Source organism: Micrococcus luteus NCTC 2665 (genome assembly GCF_000023205.1).
Classification (GTDB): Bacteria; Actinomycetota; Actinomycetes; order Actinomycetales; family Micrococcaceae; genus Micrococcus; species Micrococcus luteus.
The window spans coordinates 1304909-1330816 of the sequence record NC_012803.1 but is presented as its reverse complement, the minus strand read 5'-3'; the positions used below and the strand labels follow the sequence as shown (position 1 = coordinate 1330816).

At 70.2% G+C, this 25908-nt stretch carries 22 protein-coding genes; 11 read left to right on the top strand and 11 right to left on the bottom strand.

The annotated features are described in order from the left end of the window. From era to MLUT_RS17655, 4 genes are all read left to right on the top strand, one after another. Positions 1-966, top strand: coding sequence for a GTPase Era (gene era, locus MLUT_RS17670; RefSeq protein WP_010078624.1), 966 nt, complete (start codon positions 1-3; stop codon positions 964-966). A 336-nt stretch (positions 967-1302) separates the two neighbouring features. After that, complete coding sequence (leuA, locus tag MLUT_RS17665) at positions 1303-3036, top strand: 2-isopropylmalate synthase (RefSeq protein WP_010078626.1); 1734 nt, start codon at positions 1303-1305, stop codon at positions 3034-3036. Beyond that, positions 3033-3854: a DNA repair protein RecO gene (gene recO / locus MLUT_RS17660; protein ID WP_010078627.1), complete on the top strand. Its 822-nt coding sequence runs from the start codon at positions 3033-3035 to the stop codon at positions 3852-3854. The genes leuA and recO overlap by 4 nt, the downstream gene beginning before the upstream one ends. Further along, on the top strand, positions 3851-4714 hold the full coding sequence (locus tag MLUT_RS17655; RefSeq protein ID WP_010078628.1) for an isoprenyl transferase: 864 nt from the start codon (positions 3851-3853) through the stop codon (positions 4712-4714). Before recO ends, MLUT_RS17655 begins: the two co-directional genes overlap by 4 nt. On the opposite strand, the gene MLUT_RS17650 is transcribed toward MLUT_RS17655, so the two are convergent. Next, positions 4654-5763 carry an alpha/beta hydrolase gene (locus MLUT_RS17650; protein WP_010078629.1) on the bottom strand — a complete coding sequence of 370 codons (1110 nt, stop codon included), beginning with the start codon at positions 5761-5763 and terminating at the stop codon, positions 4654-4656. The two genes, MLUT_RS17655 and MLUT_RS17650, sit on opposite strands and share 61 nt — an antisense overlap. A 55-nt stretch (positions 5764-5818) precedes the next feature. Between MLUT_RS17650 and MLUT_RS17645 the strand changes: the two genes are divergently transcribed. Further along, complete coding sequence (locus MLUT_RS17645; protein WP_010078630.1) at positions 5819-6946, top strand: quinone-dependent dihydroorotate dehydrogenase; 1128 nt, start codon at positions 5819-5821, stop codon at positions 6944-6946. A gap of 66 nt (positions 6947-7012) precedes the next feature. Here MLUT_RS17645 and MLUT_RS17640 read toward each other — a convergent pair whose 3' ends face one another. Further along, on the bottom strand, positions 7013-7636 hold the full coding sequence (locus tag MLUT_RS17640) for a DUF3043 domain-containing protein (RefSeq protein ID WP_002854649.1): 624 nt from the start codon (positions 7634-7636) through the stop codon (positions 7013-7015). A gap of 80 nt (positions 7637-7716) precedes the next feature. Between MLUT_RS17640 and MLUT_RS17635 the strand changes: the two genes are divergently transcribed. The 5 genes from MLUT_RS17635 (at position 7717) to MLUT_RS17615 (ending at position 12933) form a co-directional block, all read left to right on the top strand. Further along, complete coding sequence (locus MLUT_RS17635; RefSeq protein ID WP_012750888.1) at positions 7717-9183, top strand: dipeptidase; 1467 nt, start codon at positions 7717-7719, stop codon at positions 9181-9183. A 54-nt stretch (positions 9184-9237) separates the two neighbouring features. Then, positions 9238-9630 (top strand): iron-sulfur cluster insertion protein ErpA, encoded by a 393-nt coding sequence (gene erpA, locus MLUT_RS17630; protein ID WP_002854644.1) that lies wholly within the window; start codon positions 9238-9240, stop codon positions 9628-9630. A gap of 278 nt (positions 9631-9908) precedes the next feature. Then, positions 9909-10826, top strand: coding sequence for an aa3-type cytochrome oxidase subunit II (gene ctaC / locus MLUT_RS17625; RefSeq protein WP_036335585.1), 918 nt, complete (start codon positions 9909-9911; stop codon positions 10824-10826). After that, entirely contained in the window at positions 10826-12535 is a 1710-nt protein-coding gene (gene ctaD, locus MLUT_RS17620) for an aa3-type cytochrome oxidase subunit I (protein WP_046154732.1), read from the top strand. Before ctaC ends, ctaD begins: the two co-directional genes overlap by 1 nt. Beyond that, entirely contained in the window at positions 12532-12933 is a 402-nt protein-coding gene (locus MLUT_RS17615; protein WP_010078635.1) for a cytochrome c oxidase subunit 4, read from the top strand. Before ctaD ends, MLUT_RS17615 begins: the two co-directional genes overlap by 4 nt. Before the next feature lie 409 nt (positions 12934-13342). Here MLUT_RS17615 and istB read toward each other — a convergent pair whose 3' ends face one another. From istB to ctaE, 8 genes are all read right to left on the bottom strand, one after another. Next, on the bottom strand, positions 13343-14128 hold the full coding sequence (gene istB, locus MLUT_RS17610; protein ID WP_010078636.1) for an IS21-like element helper ATPase IstB: 786 nt from the start codon (positions 14126-14128) through the stop codon (positions 13343-13345). Next, the gene (locus MLUT_RS17605; RefSeq protein WP_036335588.1) at positions 14125-15648 is read right to left on the bottom strand and encodes an IS21-like element ISMlu14 family transposase; all 1524 of its coding nucleotides are present in this window, start codon (positions 15646-15648) and stop codon (positions 14125-14127) included. Before MLUT_RS17605 ends, istB begins: the two co-directional genes overlap by 4 nt. 733 nt (positions 15649-16381) lie before the next feature. After that, positions 16382-17635: an IS256-like element ISMlu1 family transposase gene (locus tag MLUT_RS17600; RefSeq protein WP_010078638.1), complete on the bottom strand. Its 1254-nt coding sequence runs from the start codon at positions 17633-17635 to the stop codon at positions 16382-16384. 679 nt (positions 17636-18314) lie between these two features. Further along, entirely contained in the window at positions 18315-19541 is a 1227-nt protein-coding gene (locus MLUT_RS17595; protein WP_010078639.1) for an IS110 family RNA-guided transposase, read from the bottom strand. Positions 19542-19912: 371 nt separating this feature from the next. Beyond that, positions 19913-21607 (bottom strand): cytochrome bc1 complex cytochrome b subunit, encoded by a 1695-nt coding sequence (gene qcrB / locus MLUT_RS17590; protein WP_010078640.1) that lies wholly within the window; start codon positions 21605-21607, stop codon positions 19913-19915. Between the two features lie 5 nt (positions 21608-21612). Beyond that, on the bottom strand, positions 21613-22689 hold the full coding sequence (gene qcrA, locus MLUT_RS17585) for a cytochrome bc1 complex Rieske iron-sulfur subunit (protein WP_010078641.1): 1077 nt from the start codon (positions 22687-22689) through the stop codon (positions 21613-21615). A gap of 69 nt (positions 22690-22758) precedes the next feature. Continuing rightward, positions 22759-23565: a cytochrome bc1 complex diheme cytochrome c subunit gene (gene qcrC, locus MLUT_RS17580; protein ID WP_029248202.1), complete on the bottom strand. Its 807-nt coding sequence runs from the start codon at positions 23563-23565 to the stop codon at positions 22759-22761. An 86-nt stretch (positions 23566-23651) separates the two neighbouring features. After that, positions 23652-24290: an aa3-type cytochrome oxidase subunit III gene (gene ctaE, locus MLUT_RS17575; protein ID WP_012750887.1), complete on the bottom strand. Its 639-nt coding sequence runs from the start codon at positions 24288-24290 to the stop codon at positions 23652-23654. A gap of 190 nt (positions 24291-24480) precedes the next feature. Here ctaE and trpD point away from each other — a divergent pair, with 190 nt between their 5' ends. Next, positions 24481-25539 (top strand): anthranilate phosphoribosyltransferase, encoded by a 1059-nt coding sequence (gene trpD, locus MLUT_RS17570; RefSeq protein ID WP_010078644.1) that lies wholly within the window; start codon positions 24481-24483, stop codon positions 25537-25539. A 54-nt stretch (positions 25540-25593) separates the two neighbouring features. On the opposite strand, the gene MLUT_RS17565 is transcribed toward trpD, so the two are convergent. After that, the gene (locus tag MLUT_RS17565) at positions 25594-25875 is read right to left on the bottom strand and encodes an Lrp/AsnC family transcriptional regulator (protein WP_002854527.1); all 282 of its coding nucleotides are present in this window, start codon (positions 25873-25875) and stop codon (positions 25594-25596) included. Between the last annotated feature and the right edge of the window lie 33 nt (positions 25876-25908).

The following is a 25908-nucleotide window of genomic DNA, read 5'->3' as shown; positions in this document are numbered from 1 at the left end:
ATGACCGATCTCGTCGATCCGGCCCGCGCCGCGGACGGCTTCCGTTCCGGCTTCGTCTCGCTCGTGGGCCGGCCGAACGCCGGCAAGTCCACGCTCACCAACGCGCTGGTGGGGGAGAAGGTGGCGATCACCTCCTCCAAGCCGCAGACCACGCGCCACACCATCCGCGGGATCGTCCACCGCGAGGACTTCCAGCTCGTGCTCGTGGACACCCCGGGCCTGCACCGGCCCCGCACCCTGCTCGGCGAGCGCCTCAACGACCTCGTGGCGGAGACCCTCAGCGAGGTCGACGCCGTGGGCATGTGCCTGCCGGCCGACGAGGCGATCGGCCCGGGCGACCGGTTCATCGCCCAGCAGCTCTCGTACCTGCACCGCACCCCCGTGGTCGCCGTGGTCACCAAGACGGACAAGGTGGGCCCGGAGCAGCTCATGGCCCAGCTCGTTGCCGTGACCGCCCTGGGCGAGGAGGTCCTCGGGCCGGAGAACGGCGGGGAGGGCTTCGCGGCCGTCGTGCCGGTCTCGGCGGTGGCCGGCCGCCAGGTCGACGACGTCCTGGGCGTCTTCGCGGGCCTGCTGCCGGCCGGGCCGCCCCTGTACCCCGACGGTGAGCTCACGGACGAGCCGGAGGCGGTCATGGTCGCCGAGCTCATCCGGGAGGCGGCCCTGGAGGGCGTGCGCGACGAGCTGCCGCACTCGGTGGCCGTGGTGGTCGACGAGATGTCCCTGCGCGAGGACCGCCCCGCGGACCGGCCCCTGATGGACGTGTGGGCGAACGTCTTCGTCGAGCGGGACAGCCAGAAGGGCATCATCATCGGCAAGGGCGGCTCCCGGCTGCGCGAGATCGGCGCGCAGGCGCGGGCGGGCATCGAGCGCATGCTCGGCACCAAGGTGCACCTGGACCTGCGGGTCAAGGTCGCCAAGGAGTGGCAGCGCGACCCCAAGCAGCTCGGCCGACTCGGCTTCTGAGCCCGAGACCTCGGCCCGGGCGCGCACGCGCCGGAGCGGGCCGCCGTCGTCGTGCGTCACACGGGGCGGCCCCCTGTGGCCCGGCCCACCTCGGTGCTAGGGTCGGGGGCATGTCCCTCCGCGTCGCGACGACAGCGCCGGCCACGGCCCGCCTGCTACTTCCCGGCCGCACGGGGTACCCGTGCCAGGCCGCGATCCACGCCGCCTGAGCGCATGCGGAGGCAGGACGCCTCCCACCGGACCGGACACCCCGTGCGGAGCCTCTGACCTCCCGGCCCGGCCACCGACCATCCACCTTTCGCGCGCCCGCCGCGCGCACGTCGAGGGAGAACACTCATGAGCGCCCACCTGCAGAAGTCGTCGGGGATGAAGTTCCACAAGTACGTCCCGTTCCAGGACCAGATCGAGGTCGCCCTGCCGGACCGCGCCTGGCCGGACAAGGTCATCGAGAAGGCGCCGCTGTGGTGCGCCGTGGACCTGCGCGACGGCAACCAGGCCCTGATCGACCCCATGGGCCCCGAGCGCAAGCTGCGCATGTTCCAGCTGCTCGTCGGCATGGGCTTCAAGGAGATCGAGGTCGGCTTCCCGTCCGCCTCGCAGACCGACTACGACTTCGTCCGCCAGCTCATCGAGGGCGACCACATCCCGGACGACGTCACGATCCAGGTCCTCACCCAGTCCCGTGAGCACCTGATCGAGCGCACCTTTGAGGCGCTCGAGGGCGCCGACCGGGCCATCGTGCACCTGTACAACTCGACGTCGGTGCTGCAGCGCCGCGTGGTGTTCCGGCAGGACGAGGACGGGATCGTGGACATCGCGACCTCCGGCGCGCGCCTGGTGAAGAAGTTCGAGGAGCAGCTCAGGGGCACGCAGATCACCTACGAGTACTCGCCCGAGTCCTACACGGGCACCGAGCTCGAGTTCGCCCGGCGCATCTCGGACGAGGTGGCCACGGTCCTGGAGGCCTCCACCGATCGCAAGATGATCCTGAACCTGCCGGCGACGGTGGAGATGTCCACCCCGAACGTGTACGCCGACTCGATCGAGTGGATGCACCGCAACCTGGAGCACCGCGACTCGCTCATCCTCTCGCTGCACCCGCACAACGACCGCGGGACGGGCGTGGCCGCCGCCGAGCTGGGCTACCTGGCCGGGGCGGACCGCATCGAGGGGTGCCTGTTCGGCAACGGCGAGCGCACCGGCAACGTCGACCTGGTGACGCTGGGCATGAACCTGTACTCGCAGGGCATCGACCCCATGATCGACTTCTCCGACATGGACCACATCAAGCGCACGGTCGAGTACTGCAACCAGCTGGCCGTGCCCGAGCGCTCGCCCTGGGGCGGCGACCTCGTCTTCACGGCCTTCTCCGGCTCCCACCAGGACGCCATCAAGAAGGGCTTCGAGGCCATGGAGGTCGACGCCAAGGCGGCCGGCACGGACGTGGACGGCATCCCGTGGGCCGTGCCGTACCTGCCCATCGACCCGAAGGACATCGGCCGCTCCTACGAGGCCGTCATCCGCGTGAACTCGCAGTCCGGCAAGGGCGGCGTCGCCTACCTGCTCAAGTCCGAGCACAACCTGGACCTGCCGCGCCGTGCGCAGATCGAGTTCTCCCACGTCATCCAGGATCTGGCCGACGCCCAGGGCGGCGAGGTCTCCGGCGCCGACCTGTGGCGTGTGTTCCAGGACGAGTACCTGCCCGCCGACGCGGCGGAGGCGCAGTGGGGCCACTACCGGCTCCGCTCGGTCTCCTCGGCCTCCGGCGAGGACGGCGCGTTCCGGATGGAGGCCGAGCTCGAGGTCGACGGCGTCACGCAGACCCGCACGGCGCAGGGCAACGGTCCGATCGACGCGTTCCTGCGCATCCTCGGCGAGGAGGGCGTGGACGTCCGCGTGCTCGACTACTCCGAGCACGCGCTGTCCGAGGGCGGCGCGGCCATGGCCGCCGCCTACGTGGAGGCGGCCGTGGGCGACCGTGTCCTCTGGGGCGTCGGCCTGGACCACAACACCACCACCGCCTCGCTGAAGGCCGTGGTGTCCGCGGTGAACCGCGCCCTGCGCGCGTGAACGGCTCGGGCTCTTCCCGGCGGGGTGCGCGGCACGGCGGCTACGCGGCGAACTCGTTCCGCACCGAGGCCATCGTGCTGCGCACCCACCGTCTGGGGGAGGCCGATCGCATCGTCGAGGCGCTCACCCCCGAGCAAGGCCTGGTCCGGGCCGTGGCCAAGGGGGTGCGCAAGACCTCCTCCCGGCTGGGCTCGGTGGTGGAGCCGTTCATGCACTCCACACTCCAGCTCGCGCGCGGCCGGGGCGAGCTGCACACCGTGAGCCAGGCGCAGCTGCTGCACCCGTACGCGACGATGCTGGCCGCCGACTACGACGCCTACACCGTCGCCGGCGCCCTCGCCGAGGCCGTCGAGCGGGTCCCCGCGGTCGACGACGGCGGTCGGCGCGCCCAGTACCGCCTGTTCCACGGCGCGCTGGCCGCGCTGGCCCGTGGCGCGCACGACCCTCGCCTGATCCTGCACTCGTTCCTGCTGCGCGCGCTCGCCCAGGCCGGCTGGGCCCCCACCTTCGACCGGTGCGCCCGCTGCGGCGCCCCCGGCCCGCACACGGCGCTGCACGTGGGCCTCGGCGGGGACGTCTGTCCCGAGTGCAGGCCACCCGGTGCCGCGCACCCGGCCCCGGAGACCTTCGATCTGCTCTCGGCCCTTGCGGCGGGGGACTGGGCCACCGCGGACGCCTCCGGGGCCCCCGCCCGCCGCGAGGCGGCCGGTATCGTGGCGGCGTACCTGCAGTTCCACGCCGAGCGGCGCCTGGTGTCCCTGTCCGTCCTGGACCAGGACCTTGGCCTCCCCGCCCCGCGCGTCGAGAGGAGACCATGAGCGACGACCGTGCCCCGCAGCCCCCGCCGCCACACCCCTCGGGTGCGGTCGCCCCGCGGATCGATCCGCGTTTCGTGCCCCGGCACGTGGCGATCGTGATGGACGGCAACGGCCGGTGGGCCAACCAGCGCGGCCTGCCCCGCACCGAGGGCCATCGGGCCGGCGAGGCGGCGCTGCTGGACGTCGTCGCCGGGGCGGTGGAGCTGGGGATCGGCCACGTGTCCGCGTATGCGTTCTCCACGGAGAACTGGCGGCGCTCGGCGGAGGAGGTGCGTTTCCTCATGGGCTTCTCCCGGGACGTGCTGCGCCGGCAACGGGACACCCTGCACTCGTGGAACGTGCGGATCCGGTGGAACGGTCGGGCCCCGCGCCTCTGGACCCCCGTGATCCGGGAGCTGCAGGAGGCCGAGGAGCTCACGCGCCACAACACCGGCACCACGCTGCACATGTGCGTGAACTACGGCAGCCGGGCCGAGATCCTGGATGGCGTCCAGGCCATCGCCGAAGAGGTCCGGGCCGGCCGGATGCGGCCGGGCGAGATCAGCGAGGACGTCATCACCCGCTACCTCGACCGCGGTTTCCGCACGGGTCAGGACGTCGACGTCGTCCCGGACGTGGACCTGTTCCTGCGGACCTCGGGGGAGCAGCGCCTGTCCAACTATCTGCTGTGGCAGTCCGCCTACGCGGAGCTGCTGTTCCTGGACGTGCTGTGGCCGGACGTCGACCGGCGGACCCTGTGGGCCGCCGTCGAGACCTACGCCCGCCGGGACCGCCGCTACGGCGGCGCCGTGGACACCCCTCAGCCGGCGCCGTCGTCCGGCGCACCGGACTCGGCCTCGGTGGCCGACGGCGGCGCGTAGGCTCTCAGCCACGTGAGCGTCGCGGCGCCGGCCGCCTCGCGCACCGACGCGGGGGAGGCGAACACGTCGTGCAGCGCGTCGGGGAGCCGGTGGACGGTCACCCGGTCGCCGAGCCGCAGGGAGCGGCGGGCCATGGCATCGGGGTCCAGGACGATGTCCGAGGTCAGCATCGCCTCGCCGTAGGACGTGCCCCGATGCCCGCGCGCGGAGACGAGCACGAGGATCGGCACGGAGACGTCGAGCCGCCCGGCCACGGCCCGGTGCCCCGAGAGGACCGCGCTCAGCCAGGCGGCCGGCACCTCGAAGGCGTGCGGGGGACGCCAGAGCGGGTGCAGGTCCCATTCGCCCTCGGCCTGGTCCGAGAGGGTGCGCCAGTAGTGGTCGATGCGCGGCAGCGTGAGCATGGCGTAGGGCTTCATCGCGGAGACGGGCCCCACGATGGACTTCGCCAGAAGGCGCACGCCCGTGTTGCCCTGCATCTCCAGCCACGGGCTGTTGAGCACGAGCGCGGCGAGGCGGCCGGGATTCCGGTCCGCCCACAGCGCGGCGATCAGCCCGCCGGTGGAGTGGCCCATGAGGATGGGCGGCAGTGGGTGGTCCCGGGCGATGGTCTCGAACGCGGCCTCGAGGTCCGCGTCGTAGCGGGCCAGGTCGTCCGTCCAGCCGGGTGTCTGCCCCGCGCGCAGCGAGCGGCCGTAGTGGCGGAGGTCGACGGCGTGGAAGGCGTAGCCGGCGGCCTCGAACGCGTGGGCGAGCGGGGCGTTGTAGAAGTAGTCGCTCCAGCCGTGCACCGAGAGGATGGGCCGCCGGGCCGGGTCACGGGCGACGTCGGCGCGCGGCCGCACCACTGTGACAAGGTTCTGGCCTTGTTCATCAGTGTCGAGGCCGAGGGTGCTTCGTTCGAAGCCCGGCAGTCCGTCCGGGACCCAGCCCAGGCCCGGTGGATCGTCGAGGAACGGGCGGGTGTCCTCCTCCGTCGGTCCGCCGGCGGGTGCACCGTGCGGGGCGGATGGGTCCGGGGGCGGCGGCTGGATCGGGTCACGGGCCATCCGACCACTCTAGGAGGACCCCGGGCGGGCGGGAGGCCCGTGCGAGGATGGGGGCATGCAGCTGCCTGATCCCACGTCCGCCGTCGGCGGCCTCCTGACCTCCCGTGCGCCTCGCCTGTACCCGCCCTTCTTCCGTGCCGTGTTCGGCGGCATGGACGCGGAGCAGGCGCACCATCGGGGCTTCGACGCGATCCGGCTGGCCGAGCGCACAGGGGCGTCCGCCGCCCTGCGCGCCGCCTTCCGCCCGGACCCGATGCTCGGGCGCACGGTCATGGGCCTGCGGTTCCCGACGCCCTTCGGCCTGGCCGCGGGGTTCGACAAGGACGGCCGGGGGACCGCCGCCCTGGCCGACCTCGGGTTCGGCCACATCGAGGTCGGCACGATCACGGCGCAGCCGCAGCCCGGCAACCCGCAGCCCCGACTGTTCCGTCTCGTGGACGACCGGGCGCTGGTCAACCGCATGGGCTTCAACAACGACGGCGCGGCGGCCGTCGCCCCCCGCCTGGCGCGGACCCGGCAGACCCTGGAGCGCCGCTTCGGTCCGACCCGGCCGGTCCTGGGCGTCAACATCGGCAAGACCAAGGTGGTCCCGCTCGAGGACGCGGCGGACGACTACCGGGCTTCCACCCGCCTGCTCGCGCCCCACGCCGACTACCTGACGGTCAACGTGTCCTCCCCGAACACGCCGGGGCTGCGCCAGCTGCAGGAGATCGACGCGCTGGAGCCGATCCTCACGGCGGTGCGCGAGGAGGCCGACCGTGCGGTCCCGGGCCGGCGGGTGCCACTGACCGTGAAGATCGCCCCGGACCTGGCGGACGTCGACGTGCGTGCCGTCGGGGCGCTCGCCGAGCGCCTCGGGCTCGACGGCGTCATCGCGACCAACACGACCGTCTCCCGGGAGGGTCTGCGCACCCCGCGTGCCGACGTGGACGCCCTGGGCGCGGGCGGCCTGTCCGGGGCCCCGCTGCAGGAGCGGTCGATGCGCGTGCTGGCGGTCCTGCGCGCCGCGCTGCCCGCGGGCGCCGCCGTCGTCAGCGTGGGCGGGGTGACGGATGCCGCCGACGTCCAGGCCCGGCTCGACGCGGGCGCGGACCTCGTCCAGGGTTACACCGCGTTCCTCTACGAGGGGCCGTTCTGGGCCGGACGGATCACCGCCGGGCTGGCCCGATCCCTGCGGGGCTGACGGTCTGCCCGCCTGGGACGCGACGGCCCGGACCCACCGGGGTCCGGGCCGTCGCGCGGCGCCGTGTCAGGCGGGGTACTCGCCCCGCTTGACCTGGGGCTTGGGCAGACGCAGGCGGCGGAACTGCAGCGCGCGCATGATGCCGTAGAAGCCGGTCCCGGGCTCCGGCGTGCCGAAGCGCTCCGTGAGGCCCTTCTTGATGTGCCGACTGACCAGGAAGCTCTCGATGAGCACGAGGGCCACGAGGACGTACAGGCTGATCATCAGGATCAGCTGCGCCTCGCGGCCGGGGATGAACATGAGCAGGACGTAGGCGAAGACGACGGGCATGAGCCACTCGCCGATGCCGGTGCGTGCGTCCACGTAGTCACGGACCCAGCGCTTCTGCGGTCCCTTGTCGCGCGCCGGGAGACCGCGCTCGTCCCCGGTCTCCAGCGCGGCGCGCTGGCGCATCCGCTCCTGGGCCATCGCCTGACGCTCGGCCTTGCGGGCCGCCTTGCGATCTTCGGGGACCAGGGTGCGCCGGCGCGCGGCCTCCTGGTCGCGGCGCCGCGGAGTCGGACCCTTCTTGCCCTGCGAGCGATCGCGCGGCCCGGCCTCGGCCACGGCGGCGCCCTCGGCCGGCGCGGCGGAGGAGCCGTGAGTCGAGGGGGTGGGCGCGGTCTCGGGGGTCTTGTCTCGCTTGAACACCCGACCAGTCTAGTGGTGGGGCGCGTCCCGCCCGCCCTCAGGCGCGGCCCGCGGCCCGGCCGCCGTCTACGCTGGCCGTCATGACTGACATCACCTCCCGTGCGCCGCAGGACGCGCCCCTCGTCTCCGCCGTCCGTGAGGCCGTCGAGGCCCGCTTCCCGACGACCCTCCAGACCCTCACCGACCTCGTGGCGATCCCGGGCATCGCCTGGGACTCAGCGGACCGCACCCAGCTCGAGCGGTCCGCCGAGGCCGTCGCGGGCCTGCTGCGCGAGGCGGGCCTGCAGCATGTGGAGATCGTGACCGAGACCCGCGACGACGGCCGGCCCGGCGGGCCGGCGGTGATCGGTGAGAAGCCCGGCGCCTCAGACAAGCCCACTGTCTTGTTGTATGCCCACCATGACGTGCAGCCGATCGGGGACGAGGACCTCTGGGACACCCCGCCGCTCGTGGCCACCGAGCGCGGCGGGCGGCTCTACGGCCGCGGCGCCGCCGACGACAAGGCCGGCATCATGGTCCACCTCGCCGCCCTCGCCGCCCTGCGGGACGTCCTGCCCGACGCCGGCGTCGGCGTCCGCGTCTTCATCGAGGGCGAGGAGGAGGCCGGCTCGCCCACCTTCCGCACCTTCCTGGAGAGGCACCGGGCGCGCCTCGACGCCGACGCGATCGTCGTCGCGGACTCGTCCAACTGGGCCGTGGGGGAGCCGGCGCTGACCACGTCCCTGCGCGGGTTGGTGGACGGCACGGTGACCGTCCGGGTGCTCGACCACGCCGTGCACTCCGGCATGTTCGGCGGGCCGGTCCTGGACGCCGTCGTCCTGCTCTCACGGCTGATCGCCACGCTCCACGACGCGGACGGCGCGGTCGCCGTGCCCGGCCTCGAGCCGCGGCAGACGGCGGGCCTGGACTACCCCGAGGACGTCTTCCGTGCGGACGCGGGCGTGCTGGACGGAGTGACCCTGGCCGGCCGCGGTCCGGTCGCGGACCGGCTGTGGAACGCTCCCGCGCTGAGCATCATCGGGATCGACGCACCCTCCGTCGCGGAGTCCTCGAACACGATCCAGCCCGCGGCGCGCGCCAAGTTCTCGCTGCGCCTGGGCCCCGGCATGGACCCCGCGGAGGCCTTCGAGGCGCTGCGCACCCACCTGGAGGCGCAGTCCGCGGCGGTGCTCGGCGCGGAGATCACGGTCACCGCGGGGGAATTCGGTCAGCCGTTCACGACGGACACCTCGGCCCCTGCCGCGGCCGCGATGATGGCCGCCCTGGAGGACGCCTGGGGCGTCGAGCCCCGGGCGATCGGCATGGGCGGCTCCATCCCGTTCACCGCGGACCTCGCCGAGGTCTTCCCGGAGGCCACCCTCCTCATCACGGGCGTGGAGGACCCGGACACGCGGGCGCACTCGGCGAACGAGTCGCTGCACATCGACGACTTCAAGCGGGCCGTCGTGGCCGAGGCGCTCTGGCTCGCGCGGCTCTCCCGTGAGTGCCCGGCCCGCCGCCGGTGCGGCGGGCCGGGAATGCCCCGTGGGCGGCTAGTGTTGTCCTGAAGACCACACGCGCGTGACAGCCCCGTCCGCGCCCCATGATCTGAGGAGGTCACGATGGCTCTGTCCGCAGAGGAGACCGGCGTCGAGATCGGCGCGACCCAGGACGCCGAAGGCCTGCCCCCGCACGAGGTCGAGCTGACCGACGTGGCGGCCGGCAAGGTGCGCTCGCTGCTCGAGCAGGAGGGCCGCACGGACCTGCGGCTGCGCGTCGCCGTGCAGCCGGGCGGCTGCTCGGGCCTGATCTACCAGCTCTACTTCGACGAGCGCGTCCTCGACGGCGACACCGTCCGTGACTACGACGGGGTCGAGGTGATCGTCGACAAGATGAGCGTGCCCTACCTCATGGGCGCGACCATCGACTTCGAGGACACCATCTCGAAGCAGGGCTTCACGATCGACAACCCCAACGCAGGCGGCTCGTGCGCCTGCGGCGACTCCTTCCACTGATCTGCGGGCGCCCGGAGCGCCTCGGACCGCGAACCGGCGGGTCGGCCTCGGCCGGCCCGCCGTCGTCGTGCTCGGGCACCGCGCCCAGGATGCTCGGACCCGGCTCCCAGACACGATCCGCCCGTGTCACGGTGCGGAGAATCCGCTCGTTTCGGCTTAGACTGGCTCTGAATCATCAGGGCATACCCGTGCTCCCTGCGAGGACGCTGCGAGAAGTCGCCGAATCGCCGGGGGAGCGGGCACGCCCCTCGCACACGAGATGAAGAGGAAGGCCGTCTGTGAGAGCACAGAATGACGCCGGACGTCGGACTCGCCGCCGCTGGACCGCCGGTGCCGTGGGCACCACGGCGCTCCTGGTGCTGACCGGGTGTTCGGCAGAGGTCCAGCGCGGCTGGTACCCCGGCACCCGGGACACCACCAACCACAACGCCCAGCTCACCGACCTGTGGGTGAACTCCTGGATCGCGGCCATGGTCGTCGGCCTGCTGGCCTGGGGCGCCATGATCTGGTGCATGGTGGCGTACCGCCGCCGCAAGAACGACCAGGGCTTCCCGAAGCAGACGGCCTACAACGTGCCGCTCGAGACCATGTTCACGGCCATCCCGATCCTGATGGTCGTCACCTTCTGGGGCTTCACCAACCGCGTCCAGACCGAGGTCGACCGCCCCGTGGACGACTCGCCGCTGACCGTCACCGTGTACGGCAAGCAGTGGTCCTGGGACTTCAACTACTCCTACGAGCAGGAGAACGGCGAGGTCATCGAGGCCCACTACTCCGGAATCCAGGCCCAGCTGGACGGCACCGAGGGCGTGCGTGACACCCTTCCGGTCCTGTACCTGCCGAATGACGTGCCGGTGCACTTCGAGCTGAAGTCCCGTGACGTGGCCCACTCCTTCTGGATCCCGCAGTTCCTCCAGAAGCGTGACATGGTGCCCGGCAAGACCAACCACCTGTACCTGACCCCCCAGGAGCTGGGCAGCTACGACGGCAAGTGCGCCGAGCTGTGCGGCGAGTCCCACTCCGAGATGCTCTTCAACGTGGAGGTCGTCGACGAGGCGGAGTTCGTCCAGCGCCTCGAGGAGATGGAGCCGGGTCAGGTGGGCGACGAGTACAGCCGCAATCCCAACAACAACCCTGACGGCGCCGGGACGATGGAGCGCGATCTCCAGACCCCCCGCGGTGGAGGTAGCCACTGATGACCACTTACGAGTACGCAACGGATGAGGTGCGCTCACAGGCGCAGCCTCGTGTGGTGCCCCGTTCGCTGGGCAAGATCGTCGTCAGCTGGCTGACGACGACCGACCACAAGGTGCTCGGGTACATGTACCTGATCACGTCCTTCGTCTTCTTCTGCATCGGCGGCGTCATGGCCCTCATGATCCGCGCGGAGCTCTTCGAGCCCGGCATGCAGATCCTGCAGACGAAGGAGCAGTACAACCAGCTGTTCACCATGCACGGCACGCTCATGCTGCTCATGTTCGCGACCCCGCTCTTCACGGGCTTCGCCAACGTGCTGGTGCCGCTGCAGATCGGTGCTCCGGACGTGTCCTTCCCGCGTCTGAACGCCTTGGCGTTCTGGTTCTTCCTGTTCGGCTCGCTCATCGCGACCGCCGGCTTCCTCACCCCGCAGGGTGCGGCCTCGTTCGGCTGGTTCGCCTACGCCCCGCTCTCCAACACCACGTACTCGCCGGGCGTCGGCGGTGACCTCTGGGTGTTCGGTCTGGTCCTCCAGGGCTTCGGCACGATCATGGGCGGCGTCAACTTCATCACCACGATCCTGACGATGCGTGCTCCTGGCATGACGATGTGGCGCATGCCGATCTTCACCTGGAACACGCTCATCACCGGCATCCTGATCATGGTGGCGTTCCCGCCGTTTGCCTCCGCGCTCTTCGCGCTGGGCCTGGACCGTCGCTTCGGCGGCCACATCTTCAACCCGGAGAACGGCGGCGCCATCCTGTGGCAGCACCTCTTCTGGTTCTTCGGCCACCCCGAGGTGTACATCATCGCCCTGCCGTTCTTCGGCGTCGTGTCGGAGATCATCCCGGTGTTCTCCCGCAAGCCGATCTTCGGCTACAAGTCCATCGTGTTCGCGACGACGGCGATCGCCGCGCTCTCCGTGACGGTGTGGGCGCACCACATGTACGTGACCGGCGCCGTGCTCCTGCCGTTCTTCTCCGTGATGACCATGCTCATCGCGGTCCCGACCGGCGTGAAGTTCGTGAACTGGATCGGCACCATGTGGCGCGGTTCGATCACCTTCGAGACCCCGATGCTGTGGACGCTCGGCTTCATGGTCACCTTCCTGTTCGGTGGCCTGACCGGCGTCATCCTGGCGTCGCCGCCCCTGGACTTCCAGGTGTCCGACACGTACTTCGTCGTGGCGCACTTCCACTACGTCATCTTCGGCACCGTGGTGTTCGCGATGTTCGCCGGCTTCTTCTTCTGGTGGCCGAAGTTCACCGGCAAGATGCTGAACGAGCGTCTCGGCAAGATCCAGTTCTGGATGCTGTTCGTGGGCTTCCACGGCACGTTCCTGGTCCAGCACTGGCTCGGTGTCATCGGCATGCCCCGTCGCTACGCGGACTACATGGTGGAGGACAGCTTCCAGGCGATGAACGCGTTCTCCTCGGTGTTCTCCTTCGTTCTCGGCGCGTCGCTGATCCCGTTCTTCTGGAACGTCTACATCACCTCGCGCTATGGCAAGAAGGTCACCGTTGACGACCCGTGGGGCTTCGGCGCCTCGCTCGAGTGGACCACTTCGTGCCCGCCGCCGCGGCACAACTTCCACTCCCTGCCGCGCATCCGCTCCGAGCGTCCGGCGCTGGATCTGCACCACCCGGAGCTCTTCCCGCACTCGCCTCAGAACACGTCTGAGGCCTTCGGAGAGAAGGTCGCACAGTGAAGGTCGCAGCCAACATCTTCTGGATCATCGGCCTGTTCTTCATCGCAGCCGCCACCCTCTACGGGTTCTGGGTCGAGTGGACCGAGTGGGCAGGCATCCCGGCCCTCTACGCCCTGGCCGGGATGTCCTGGATGATCGCGTGGTACCTGAACGTCACCGAGCGGAAGTACGGCGTCGGGCCCGCCGATGATGCGGACGGCCAGATCGCCGACTACGCCGGCACCTACGGCACCTTCGCTCCCTGGAGCTGGTGGCCGCTGGGCCTCGGCCTGGCCTGCGCGATCATCGTGACCGGTCTGGCCGTCGGCTGGTGGATCTTCATCATCGGCGTCATCGCGGGCGCCTACTTCACCTTCGGGTGGGTCTACGAGTTCTCTCGGGGCAAGTACGCCCACTGACCCGACCGTCGTTCCCACGCCGCAGGCCGGATCCCCTCGGGGTCCGGCCTGCGGCGTTTCCCTGTGCGATGAGTGCGGCTGGCCCGCCGTTGTGGCAGCGGGCCCTCCGCTCGACGTACACCGCAGCGGCGGATCCCCACGACCTGCCTCGCCTCGCCGCGTCGGGGGAAGCGGGAGCCCTGCACCATGAGCTTACGCGCCGCGCAGCGGCGCTGGTCAGGCCGCCCGACGTCGGCGGCCACCCTGAAGGGGTCGGGCGGCGACGCCCTCACCCCTGCACGGTGTCAAGGGCCATTGAGTTCTGCCCATAGGCGGCCAGTGTTTCTTCCCGCTGGTGGCCATCAGAACTGCCCACTGGTGGCCAGCTGGTTTGCCCGTTTGGGTGGTGGTGCTGGCCACCGTGATGGGATCAGTTCAGTGGCATGACTCCCTTCCCGGCCATTGCCTGGGTCATCCGTACGGAGTCTCCGGTGGTCTGGCAGACGTGGGCGTGGTGCAGGAGCCGGTCCACGGTGGCGGTGGCCAGGGTCTTGGGCATCAGCTCGTCGAAGCCGGCCGGATGCAGGTTCGAGCTGATCGCTACGGAGCGTTTCTCGTAGGCGGCGTCCACGATGCGGTAGAGGCCCTCGGCGGCATCGTCGGCGACCGGCAGCAGGCCGATGTCGTCGATGACGATCAGGTCGGCGCGCAGGATTCGGGCGACGGCTTTGGTGATGGTGTCATCGGGCCGGTGGGCCCGGATCATCGCCCCGAGGTCCTCCAGGGTGAACCAGGCCACCCGCTTGCCCTCCTCCACGGCCTGCTGGCCCAGGGCCTCGAGGAAGAAGGTCTTGCCGGTGCCGGAGGGCCCGCAGACCACGAGGTTCTCTCTGCGCGAGAGCCATTCCAGGGTGCGCAGGGACTGCTGGGTCGGGGCCGGGATCGAGGAGGCGCCCGGATCCCAGGTCGTGAAGGTCTTGCCGGTGGGGAACCCGGCGGCCTTGCGCCGGGCGGCGAGCATGGATCGGGCCCGACCGGTGGTCTCCTCGACCAGCAGGGCCTTGAGGACCTCGGCCGGCTCCCAGCGTTGGGCCCGGGCGGTGGCCAGTACCTCGGCGGCGATACCGCGGGCGTGGGGCATCTTCAGCTGCCGCAACAGCGCCTCCAAATCGGCCGGCAGCGCCGGTGCGGCGGTGTTCGGGGTGTGGATGCTCACCGGGCTGCCCCCTCGGTGTTGGAGGTACCGAGGCCGGCCCAGCCGGCGGTGCCCTGGGTCAGGGACCGTTCCTCGGTGGCGGTGTGCATCCCGGTGCGGTGGCCGGCGGCGGTGAGCAGGGAGGCCAGGTCGCCGTGGGCGAAGCGCTGGTGCACCGCGGCCACCCCGAGGGCGCGGTCGACCTGGTCGGTGCCGGCGAGCTTGGCCAGGGTGACGGCCTCGGCCATCTTCTGACCGATCCGGCTGGTGCCGGCCGCGGCGGCCTCCACCAGCCAGGTCCTCGCTCCGGCCCCGATGGCCAGGAACTCGGCCTCCGCCGCCGAACGGGGCACCGGGGTGTAGTCCCTGGGCACCTTGTCCGTCTCGTGGCCGGGGAAGTGCGCGTCGTCGATGGCCGGGGACCCGGGCCGGGCCACCCGGTGCCGGGCGACCTCCACCGGCCCCTGCGCACCGGCGTGCATGATCACCACCATCGAGTCCGGTCCGGTGCCGTGATGGCGCACGAACACCTCGGCCCCGAGCAGGTGCGCGGGCACCGAGTACTGGGCGTTTTCGAAGGAGACCATCGGCGTGTTCTCCGGCACCTTCCGTCCCACCCCGTAGGCCACGGTGTGCGCCGTGGCGGGGATCCGATGCAACGCGCTGGTCTCCTCGGCGAGCATGTGGTCCGGGCGGCGCCGGGTCACCCGGTGCTCCCGGGAGTTCACCATGGCCATGAACCCCGCGCAGGCGGCCTCGAGCTCAGCGAACGAGGCGTACTGGTCCCGCAGGTTGGTGTCCTTCGGGACCAGGTCGGCCTTGGCCAGCTTCACCGCGTTCTCCACCCCGCCCTTGGCGGCCGGATCCGCTGGCTGGCAGGTCAGCACCTCCACGCCGTAATGCCGAGCGAACGCCACGGTGGCCTGGTTACGCACCGGCACCCCGGCCACATGAGAGACCGTCACTGTCTTCTCGTTATCCGTCAGCACATAGGTCGGCGCGCCCCCGATCAGCCGGAAGCACCGGTCCAGGGCGGCGAACACACTCGGAGCCGTCCTATCACGCAGGGCGATGACGATCCGGTAGCGGGACCAGGCCAGCCAGGCCACGAACAGCACCGTCTTGGCCCCGTCGATCGCCGGCCCATCGCCGAAGTCGTACTGCAGCCATGCGCCCGGCTCGGTGATCCAGGGCCGGTGCACCCGGCGCTTCCCGGCCCGCCAGGCGGCCTTCACCTCGGCCACCGCCCGCCGGGTGGAGCGCTCAGAGCCGGTGTAGCCCATTGCGGTGAGCTTGGCGTGCACGACATCGGCGCGGATCCTGCCCGTGGAGGCCTCGACCCATTCCTCGATCTTGGGCAGCCAGACATCGGTGACCTTCGGGCGGCTGGCTCCGGATCCAGGGGTCTGGCCGGCGTCGCGGGCCCGCACCAGCCGGGCCACGGTGTGATGGGAGCAACCGGCCAGCTCGGCGGCGCCCCGCAATGACTTGGTCAGGTCATAGGCACTGAGTATTTTCATGGTTTCTGCGGCATCCTTCATTCAGGGCCTCTTCCTCGCTGGATTCGATTCGACACCGATATCCAACCCGGGGAGGAGGCCCCCGCCGGCTCACGACGCGGCGGGCAACGAGCAACGCGGGCAAACCAGATGGCCAGCACCGGGCAGTTCCCGTGGCCATCACTGGGCAGTCCTCATGGCCGTCAGCGGGTCATTCCCTGGCCACCTATGGGCAGCTTTTCATGGCCGCTTACAGCACGGCCAGGGAGTGGACGGCACGACCGCCCGTCACGGTGGTGTGGCGGCGATCGCACGCCTCGCACCCGCTCTGGGCGATCGGAGAACGCCGCGTCGTGTGGGAGGGGTGGCATGACGCCGCTGACACCCGTCGGGCCAGCCAAGCCCGGGGAGCGTCACCACCGGGGTAGGGGGCCGACGGTGATCGTCGTGTCCCGCCCCCATCGCCGACACCTCGCAACGCTGGGCCTCGCAGGTGCACGCCCGAGCGAGACCACCACCGTCGCAGTGACAGGCCGGTTCGTCCTCCCACGCCTCGGTCCGGGACAGGGGGGGTGTGCCGGTCGATCGCTGAGTTGCAGCTCGGTGCACCCCACCCGGGCACCGATGCCATACGCGGCGACAGGTCCGGCTTCGCCGTGAGGCCGTCAGAGCTCCCCGTGTCACCGCCAGGGGCACCGCCTGTGTCCTTCAGCTTGCAGGTGCACCGGTCAAGTCCCGAGTAGTGGTGTAACGCTCTGATCCTCCATTGGTGCTGTTAGGCGCTGAGTTCGAGGGTGGTTTCCGGTTCGGCGTTCACCTCGTTCCCGGTGTCGTCCACGGTGGTGAGGCGGCAGCGGGCCAACACCTCGAGGCCGAGGTAGCGGCGGCCCTCGGCCCACTCATCGGTCTGCTCAGCCAGCACCGCCCCGACCAGGCGCACGATCGCTGCCCGGTTCGGGAAGATGCCCACGGCGTCGGTGCGACGCCGGATCTCGCGGTTGAGCCGTTCGGCCGGGTTGTTCGACCAGATCTGGGTCCACACGTCCTTGGGGAACGTGGTGAACGCCAGGATGTCCGCCCGGGCACCATCGAGGTGTTCGGCCACCGCGGGCAGCTTTTCGCTGACGTAGTCCAGCAGCCGGTCGAACTGGGCGTCCACGCTGGCGGCGTCGGGCTGGTCATACACCGAGTGCAGCATGGCCTTCACGGCCGGCCACATGGACTTGGGGGTGATGCCCATCAGGTTCGCCGCGTAGTGGGTCCGGCACCGCTGCCAGGTCGCTCCGGGCAGGTTCGCGGCGATGGCGTCCTTGAGCCCGGTGTGGGCGTCGGAAGTGACCAGGCGGACTCCGGTCAGGCCCCGGGCCACCAGGTCGGCGAAGAACTCGTTCCACGCCGACCCCGTCTCCGAGGTGGCCACCCGCAGGCCGAGGACCTCGCGGTGGCCGTCACCATTGACCCCGGTGGCCAGCAGCACCACGGCGTTGACCACCCGGCCGCCCTCGCGGACCTTCATGCTCAGCGCGTCGGCGGCCACGAACGTGAACGGCCCAGCCTCCCCGAGCGGGCGATGACGGAAGGACTCGACCTGCTCGTCCAGCTCGGTGGCCATCCGCGAGACCTGGGACTTCGACAGCGCGTTGATCCCGAGGGTCTTGACCAGTTTGTCCATCCGCCGGGTCGAGACCCCGGCCAGGTAGCAGTCGGCGACCACCGTGATCAGCGCGGATTCGGCCCTTTTGCGGCGCTCGAGCAGCCACTCCGGGAAGTACGTGCCCGACCTGAGTTTGGGGATCGCCACGTCCAGGGTCCCGACCCGGGTGTCCAGGTCCCGGTGCCGGTACCCGTTGCGCTGGGTAGCTCGGCCCGGGGTGGGTTTACCCCATTCGGCGCCGACCACCGCGTCGGCGTCAGCGGAGAGCAGGGAGTTGATCACGGTCTGCAGCAACGAACGCATCAAATCCGGGGATGCTTCGGACAGGGCTTCGCCGAGCAGGCCGGCAGGGTCGACAATATGAGGAGCGGTCATCGTGATGACTCCGTTCGAGGATTCTGTGAGAGGTTGACTCGAAGGATCACACGGTGGCCGCGTCCACGTCTGGAACGACGTGCCCGACCACCGGGCGCTACACCACTATGCGGGACTCAACTGGTGCACCGTGCGCCTCGGCCTGCGGCGGCGACCCGCTGAGGCGTCTGGCGGCGGTCTTCCCCTGCTGTCGGGAGTTCGCAGGCGGAGGATTCCGGACCGGTGGCGCCAGGTCCGACCGTGCCCGGGCGCAACCGGTGTCGTGGGGCACAAGTGGTGGGCGGGCGCAGCGGACGGTACAGGCGGCGGTGGTGTGCGAGGGCGAGGCCGATGCGCGGACTCCTCTCCGAGGATGAACGGATGTCGCAGCACCCACCCCATGGCAGGGCACCGGCTCACCTTCTTGAGCCCGCGTGGGAGGAAAAGCCGCTTGAGGACCCAGACCATCGACGGTGCCCGTCTCCTGCAGTCTCTCGGGACGTCCCCCGAGGAAGGCCACCTGCGTCCGCCCAGCATCCGCCGTCGCGGACCGGACGCACGCCAGTCCGTGCCAGAACCGGTCGGCCGCGACCAGCGAGGCGCACCATTGCTCAGGCCCACCCGAGGGGGCCGCCGTACGACTACCCCACAGCGCAGTTCGCCGACCCGGCAAGTCGGGGGGGTGCCTCTATGGTTTTCGTCAAGCCGCGAGAGCGACTGATGATGGTGCTGGCGGGGCGGTCGGATCTTGATACAGGGTGCCATCGCGGAGCATCGCGTAGAGCACGTCCGTGCGGCGCCGGGCCAGCGCGATCAGCGCCTGGTTGTGGCGTTTGCCCTGGGCTCGTTTGCGGTCGTAGTACGCCCTGGAAGGCGGGTGTGACAGCGAAGCGAACGCTGAGAGGAACAGGGCCCGCTTCAGTCGCTTGTTCCCGCCCCGGGCTACGTGCTCTCCGCGGATCGAGGTCCCGGAGCGTCGGGTGACCGGGGCGATCCCGGCGTAGGAGGCCAGATGCCCGGCATCGACGAAGTCCTTGCCCACAACTTCAGTGAGGATGCGTGCGGCGGTCCTGATCCCTACTCCGGGCATCGAGATCAGGACCGGGTGAAGAGGGTGGGCCTCCACTGCAGCCTCCACCTGGGAGGCCAGGCCGGCCCGCTGACGGGTCAGGCCGGCGAGCTGTTCTGCCAGGATCGGGACCACGGTGGCCGCGGCCTGCGTGCCGGCCACGACCACGGACTGCTCGTCCAGGGCTTGGAAGATCTGTTCCGTGAGAGAAGCGGCCAGGCGTGGGGCGTGCTTGCGCAGCCTGGCCCGCACATGCCCCGGCCCAGCCGTTCTGAGCTGTGCCGGGGTGGGGTAGCGGCCGAGAAGGTCTGCCACGGCGGGGTGGGTGATCCTGGGCCCGAGCACGCGCTCGAGCGCGGGGTGGATCTGGGTGAGGAGTCCGCGCAGCCGGTTCGAGGTCGCGGTGATCTGCGCGGCGAGGTCGTCATCGAACCCGGCGAGCATGGCCAGCTCGGCGATCTGTTCCTCATCGACTCGGATGGAGCGCAGCGTATGGGGCATCGTGCGGGCTGCTTCAGCGATGATCGCCGCGTCCTTGGCGTCGGTCTTGGCCGAGCCGGGGTGCAGGTCAGCGATCCGTCGCATCGCCAGCCCGGGCAGGTACGCCACCTCAACGCCGTCGCAGGCCTGGGCCACGGCCACGGGCAGGGCGCCGATCGTGGCCGGTTGATCGACGACGAGCAGCGCGGGCCCGTGGGCGCGGGCGAGCTCGTCGAGGATGCCGCGTAGGCGGGTCTCGTCGTTGGGCAGGGCCTTGTCGTAGACCTTTTTCCCGGCCGCGGTGAGGGCCACGGCGTGGTGCTCGGCCTTGCCGACGTCAAGGCCGATGAACACGGCCGGGTGCTGCTGTGCTGTCATGATCGTTCCCTTCTGGTGCGCCGGTGGCGTGTGCTGGCCGGCCGGGAGGTGATCACGCTCGGCATCCACGTTACGAAGGCCCTTGTCAGCCGGGTCCTGCCTCTATCAGCGATCCGTGACCACCGGACCGGTCCTGGGTGACAACACCCCCCGGATCATGGATGACTGGGGGCAAACGATCATGCCCAGGACCGGCCGGCCAGCACTCCCTGATCCTGCCGGATCCAGGAGCCACGAAGAAGGTAACGGGGGCAGGGCGCTGGACCCCCTCATGGCGCCCGCTACGACCTCGGGCGGCCCGCCCCGGGACGCCGAAGGGCCCCGCGCACCATGGTGCGCGGGGCCCTTCGCAGGGGATCAGCCGACCGGGGTCAGCGCTCCAGATGAGGAGCGTCCGAGCCGTGTCCGAGCTCGACGGGGTGCTCCTCGTGGCCGTGCTGCCCGTGGGTGCGGGCCTCCACCAGCTCCTCGCGGGAGACCGGGGCGACGCGCTCCTGGTAGAACATGCGGTTCAGGCCGGCACGGACCTTCTCCAGCATGCCCACCTTGCCGTTGGGGCCGGGGATGGCCGGCACCGGGCGACGGTCCTCGAAGGCCACCAGGCGGTACAGCTCGTAGTCGGTCAGCTGGCGGTGACGCTCGTGGAAGCCGCCCTCGGGGGACATCTCGATGACGCCGGTCTCGAGGCCGTGGAGCACCAGCTCACGGTCCTTGCGCTGCAGGGACAGGCAGATACGGCGGGTCACGATGAAGGCGATCACCGGGCCGAGGAAGAACAGCGCGCGCAGCACGTACAGCACGTCGTTCAGGGAGAGGTGGAAGTGGGTGGCGATGAGGTCCGAGGAGGCGGCCGCCCACATGACGCAGTACCAGACGACGGCGGCCACGCCGATGCCCGTGCGGGCCGGGGCGTTGCGCGGACGGTCGAGCAGGTGGTGCTCGGTGTCGTCCTTGGTGATCCAGCGCTCGATCCACGGCCAGGCGCACATGCCGACGAGCAGGACGCCGACCGGGATCAGCGGCACGAGCACGCCCATGGGCAGCGAGACCGAGGAGCCCCACGGCATGGGGATGTTCCAGAGGAAGGAGAAGTCGCCGATCATGCCCGGCATCAGGCGCAGGGCGCCGTCGAACACGCCGATGTACCAGTCAGGCTGGGTGCCGGCCTGCACCGGGGACGGATCGTACGGGCCGTAGTACCAGTTGGCGTTGATCGTCACCGTGGAGGCGATGAGCGCGAGCACACCGAACACGATGAAGAAGAAGCCGCCGGCCTTGGCTGCGTACACGGGGCCCACCGGATAGCCGACCACGTTGTCCTCGGTGCGGCCCGGGCCCGGGTACTGGGTGTGCTTGTGCACGACGACCATGAACAGGTGGATGCCGATCAGCAGCAGGATGGCGGCCGGCACGATCATGATGTGCAGGGCGTACAGGCGGCCGATGACCGAATGGCCGGGGAACTCGCCGCCGAAGAAGAAGGCGGAGAGATAGGTGCCCACGAGGGGCAGCGCCTTCAGGATGCCGTCGATGATGCGCAGGCCGTTGCCGGAGAGCACCTCATCGGGCAGGGAGTAGCCGGTGAAGCCGGCGGCCCAGCCGGCCATCAGCAGGAAGCAGCCGACCAGCCAGTTCAGCTCACGCGGGCGACGGAACGCGCCGGTGAAGAACACGCGCAGCATGTGCACGGACATGGCCGCCACGAACATCAGCGCGGCCCAGTGGTGCAGCTGGCGCATGAACAGACCGCCGCGCACGTCGAACGAGATGTCGAGGGTCGAAGCGTAGGCCGCGGACATCTCGATGCCGCGCAGCGGGGCGTAGGCCCCCTCGTAGACGACCTCGGACATGGAGGGGTCGAAGAAGAGGGTGAGGAATGCGCCGGACAGCAGCAGGATGACAAAGCTGTACAGGGCGACCTCGCCGAACATGAACGTCCAGTGGTCCGGGAAGATCTTGCGGCCGAAGAACTTCACGATCGGCGACATGCCCATGCGGGTGTCGACGAAGTTCGCGATGCGGCCGGTCGTGGTCGCCGGCTGGAACTCATTCACGGTGGTGCTCATAGGTGTCAGCCACGCTCCCAGTAGACAGGCCCGACGGGCTCATGGAAATCGCTCTGGGCCACGAGGTAGCCCTCGTCGTCCACGGTGATCGGCAGCTGCGGCAGCGCGTGGCTGGCCGGGCCGAAGATGACCTTGCACTCCTGCGTCAGGTCGAAGGTCGACTGGTGGCAGGGGCAGAGCAGGTGGTGGGTGTTCTGCTCGTACAGGGCGATCGGGCAGCCCACGTGCGTGCAGACCTTGGAGTAGGCGAAGATCCCGTCCACGTTCCAGTCCTCGCGACCCGGGGAGATCTCCACCTTGGCGGGGTCGAGGCGCATGAGCAGGACGACGGCCTTGGCCTTCTGGTTGAGCTTGTCGTCGCCCAGGTCGTTCAGGCCGTCGGGGATGACGTGCACAGCGGAGCCGAGCGTGACGTCCGAGGCCTTGATGGGGGAGCCGGTGGGGTCGCGCACGAGGCGCACGCCCTCGGCCCACATGGTGTGGCGCAGACGCTCCGGTCCGAAGTTGTGGGTCTCCTCGTCCGAGAAGTTGTCCGAGTCGTCCAGGTCGCGGAACACGGCGATGAACGGCAGGGGCGCAAGCAGGGCGGCACCGATCAGGGTGTTGCGCAGCAGGGGGCGGCGCTTGATCTGCGACTCGTCCAGGATCTCGGAGATCATCCGCTCGGCGGCCACGCGGTCGTCCTCCGAGCGGATCTCATGACGGTCTTCGATGGTCTCGTGGTCCGGCATCAGGGTCCTGGCCCAGTGCACCACGCCGATGCCGATGCCGAACATGGCGAGGGCGGTGCCCAGGCCGAGCAGCAGGTTCTGCAGGTAGATCTTGCTGAACGGCTCACCGTTGCCGATCTGCCCCACGCCGAAGTAGCCGATGAAGAAGAGCACCGTGCCCACGATGGAGATGAGGAACATGACCGAGACCTGACGCTCGGCGCGCTTCGCGGCCTTCGGATCCACATCGGTCAGACGCGGACGGTGCGGAGGCAGGCCCGGGTTGTCGATCGCGTACCGGGGCGCGTCCTCGCCGGCGTGCTCGAGGGAACCCGAGCGGTGCTCGGTCCCTTCAAAGCCTTTCTCGCCCATATGTCCTGTTTCCTTTACTCGAGTGACGAATGTCGATGACGGGTGGTCGGCGCGCCTGCGCCGATGGGATCAGGAGGACCGGCTGGTGAGCCAGACCATGAAGCCGATGATCAGCGCCAGGCCCGCGGTCCAGATGAACAGGCCCTCGGAGACGGGGCCGAGCGAGCCGAGGGTGAGGCCGCCGGGGGAGCCCTGGTTCTCGATGGTCTTGAGGTAGGCGATGATGTCGCGCTTGTCCTCGGGCTTGATGTTCGAGTCGGAGAACACCGGCATGTTCTGCGGGCCGGTCTCCATGGCCTCGTAGATGTGCTTCTCCTCGACGCCCTGCAGAGACGGGGCGTACTTGCCGCGGGTGAGCGCACCGCCGGCCGCAGCTGCGTTGTGGCACATGGCGCAGTTGATGCGGAACAGGTCGCCGCCACGGGTGATGTCCACGTCCTCGCGGTTGATGTCGAGGTACTCGTCCTCGGGGATGGCCGGGCCGGCGCCGAGGGAGGCGACGTAGGCGGCGAGCTGAGCGGTCTGCTCCTCGTTGAACTGGTTCGGCTTGGCCGGGGCCTGCGGGCCGTTCATCTGCATGGGCATGCGGCCGGTGCCGACCTGGAAGTCGACGGACGCGGCGCCGACGCCGATCAGGGACGGGCCGGAGGGGCCCCCCGCGGCGCCCATGCCGTGGCAGGAGGCGCAGTTGGCGTTGAAGAGCTTCTCGCCCTCGGTGATGTCATCAGCCGAGGCGGCCGCGGTGACCTGCGTGGCCGCCTGTGCCTGGTTCACGGTGCTCGCGACGGAGTACAGTCCGCCGGTCACCAGGAGTCCCAGCAGGAGGAGCGCCAGCCCCATCAGGGGATGGCGTCGGTTCTGCGAAAGTGCCTTCACGGGGGTTTCCTATCGTTCTCTTACGGGCCGGACCGCTGCGTGCCCCCGGCCCGTACCTGACGTCGGTGCGGTGAGTGAGGGTCGTCTTACTTCAGGAAGTAGACGATGAAGAACAGGGCGATCCAGACGACGTCCACGAAGTGCCAGTAGTAGGACACGACGATCGCGGACGTGGCCTCGTGATGGCCGAACCGGCGGGCCATGTAGGCGCGGCCGATGATGAAGAGGAACGCGATGAGGCCACCGGCCACGTGGAGGGCGTGGAAGCCGGTGGTGATGTAGAAGGCCGAGCCGTACGCGTTCGCCGCGATGGTCACGCCCTCGGAGACGAGCACCGCGTACTCGTAGGACTGCACCGCCACGAAGATCGAGCCCATGATGAAGGTCAGGATGAACCACTCGACCATGCCCCACTTCCCGAACTGCAGGAAGCCGCCGGTGCGGCGGGGCTGGAGGCGCTCGGCGGCGAGGACGCCGAACTGGGCGGTGACGGAGGAGAGCACCAGGATCAGCGTGTTCGCCGCGGCGAGCGGGACGTTGAGGATCGCGGTGTTCTCGGCCCAGAGCTCCGGAGACGTGGAGCGGAGGGTGAAGTACATGGCGAAGAGCCCACCGAAGAACATGAGCTCGCTGGCGAGCCACACCATGGTCCCGACCTGCACCATGTTCGGCCGGCTCGGGAGCCCCGTGGTGGGCTGATGGAGAGTGGGGTTAGCTGTGGTCACCCAGCCATTATGGCCCCAAACACCGCCCGGGCGGTAAATCGAACCTACCGTGTCGCAGGACGGGTCGTCAGCACCGTCGGGGGGTTTCAGTGACAGTCGGGGGCCGGCGTCCAGGTGATGTCCAGGTTCGAAGCGAGCGGTACCCGACATGGCGCGTTCCCGGGTACGGCCGGGCCGCTACGCTCAGTGCGTGAGCACCCCCGAGAACACCGCAGCAGTCCTTGGGACCTCCTGGCCGGAGGTCTTCCGCGCCCTCACCCTCGGGGAGGACCTCAGCGACGACGTCGCCGCGTGGGCCATGGGGGAGATGATGGCCGGCGACGCCACCGAGGGGCAGGTGGGCGGATTCCTCCTCGCCCTGGCCGCCAAGGGGGTGACGGTGCCGGAGCTGCGGGGCCTGACCGAGGCGATGGTGCAGGCGGCGAACCCGGTGCACGTGCCGGGGGAGACCCTCGACGTCGTGGGCACGGGCGGCGACCGCCTGGGCACCGTGAACCTGTCCACGATGTCCTCGCTCGTGGCCGCCGGTGCGGGCGCGCGGATCGTCAAGCACGGGAACCGCGGCGCCTCGTCCACCGCCGGCGCGGCCGACGTGATCGAGGCCCTCGGCGTCGACCTGTCCATGCCGGCCCGGAAGGCCGAGGAGTGCGCCGAGGCCGTGGGCATCACGTTCCTCTTCGCCCAGAACTACCACCCGTCCATGAAGTACGTGGCCCCAGTGCGCAAGCAGCTTGGAGTGCCCACCGTGTTCAACTTCCTCGGCCCGCTGAGCAATCCGGCCCAGGTCACCGCCCAGGCCCTGGGCTGCTCGAGCGAGGCCATGGTCCCGCTGCTCGCCCAGGTGCTCGTGGACCGGGGGGTGCGCGGCTTCGTCTTCCGCGGGGCGGACGGCCGGGACAAGATCACGACGTCGGGGCCGTCGACCGTCATGGAGGTCCGGGACGGTGTGCGCACCCACGAGCTCGATCCCCGGGAGCTGGGCGTCGCCCTGGCCCCCGTCCAGGCTCTGGCCGGGCGGGACGGCGCCTACAATGCGACCCTCGTCCGCGCTCTGCTGGCGGGGGAGAAGGGCCCGATCCGCGACGCCGTCCTCCTCAACGCGGCCGCGGGCCTGACGGCCTGGGACCGCGACGCGGAGGCGCCGCTGATCGAGCGACTGGCGGCCAACATGACGCGGGCCGCCGAGTCGATCGACTCCGGCGCCGCGCGGGACGTCCTGGAGCGCTGGGTCGCCTTCTCCCGGTCCTGATGGTGCGACGACGGGCCCTCACCGGCGAGGTGGGGCCCGTCGTCAAGAGGACGCTCAGGAGTCGAAGCCGAGCGCCCATCCCTCGCCGAGGTCCTCGGACGAGTAGGTCCGGAAGGCCAGCATGGTCTCGGTGTCCTGGATCCCGTCGACCTTGGAGAGGTGGTCGGCGATCACGTCGGCGAGGTCCTCGTAGCGGCGCACCTTGACCATCGCCACCAGGTCCCACGCGCCGGTCACTGAGTAGACCGACCCGACCCCCTCGAGCGCGGCGAGGGTCTCGGCGGTCTCCGGGATGCTGGATTTGTCGGTCTTGATCAAGACGATGGCGGTGACCACGGGCGGTCCTCATTTCCTCGATGCTGCGGGTCC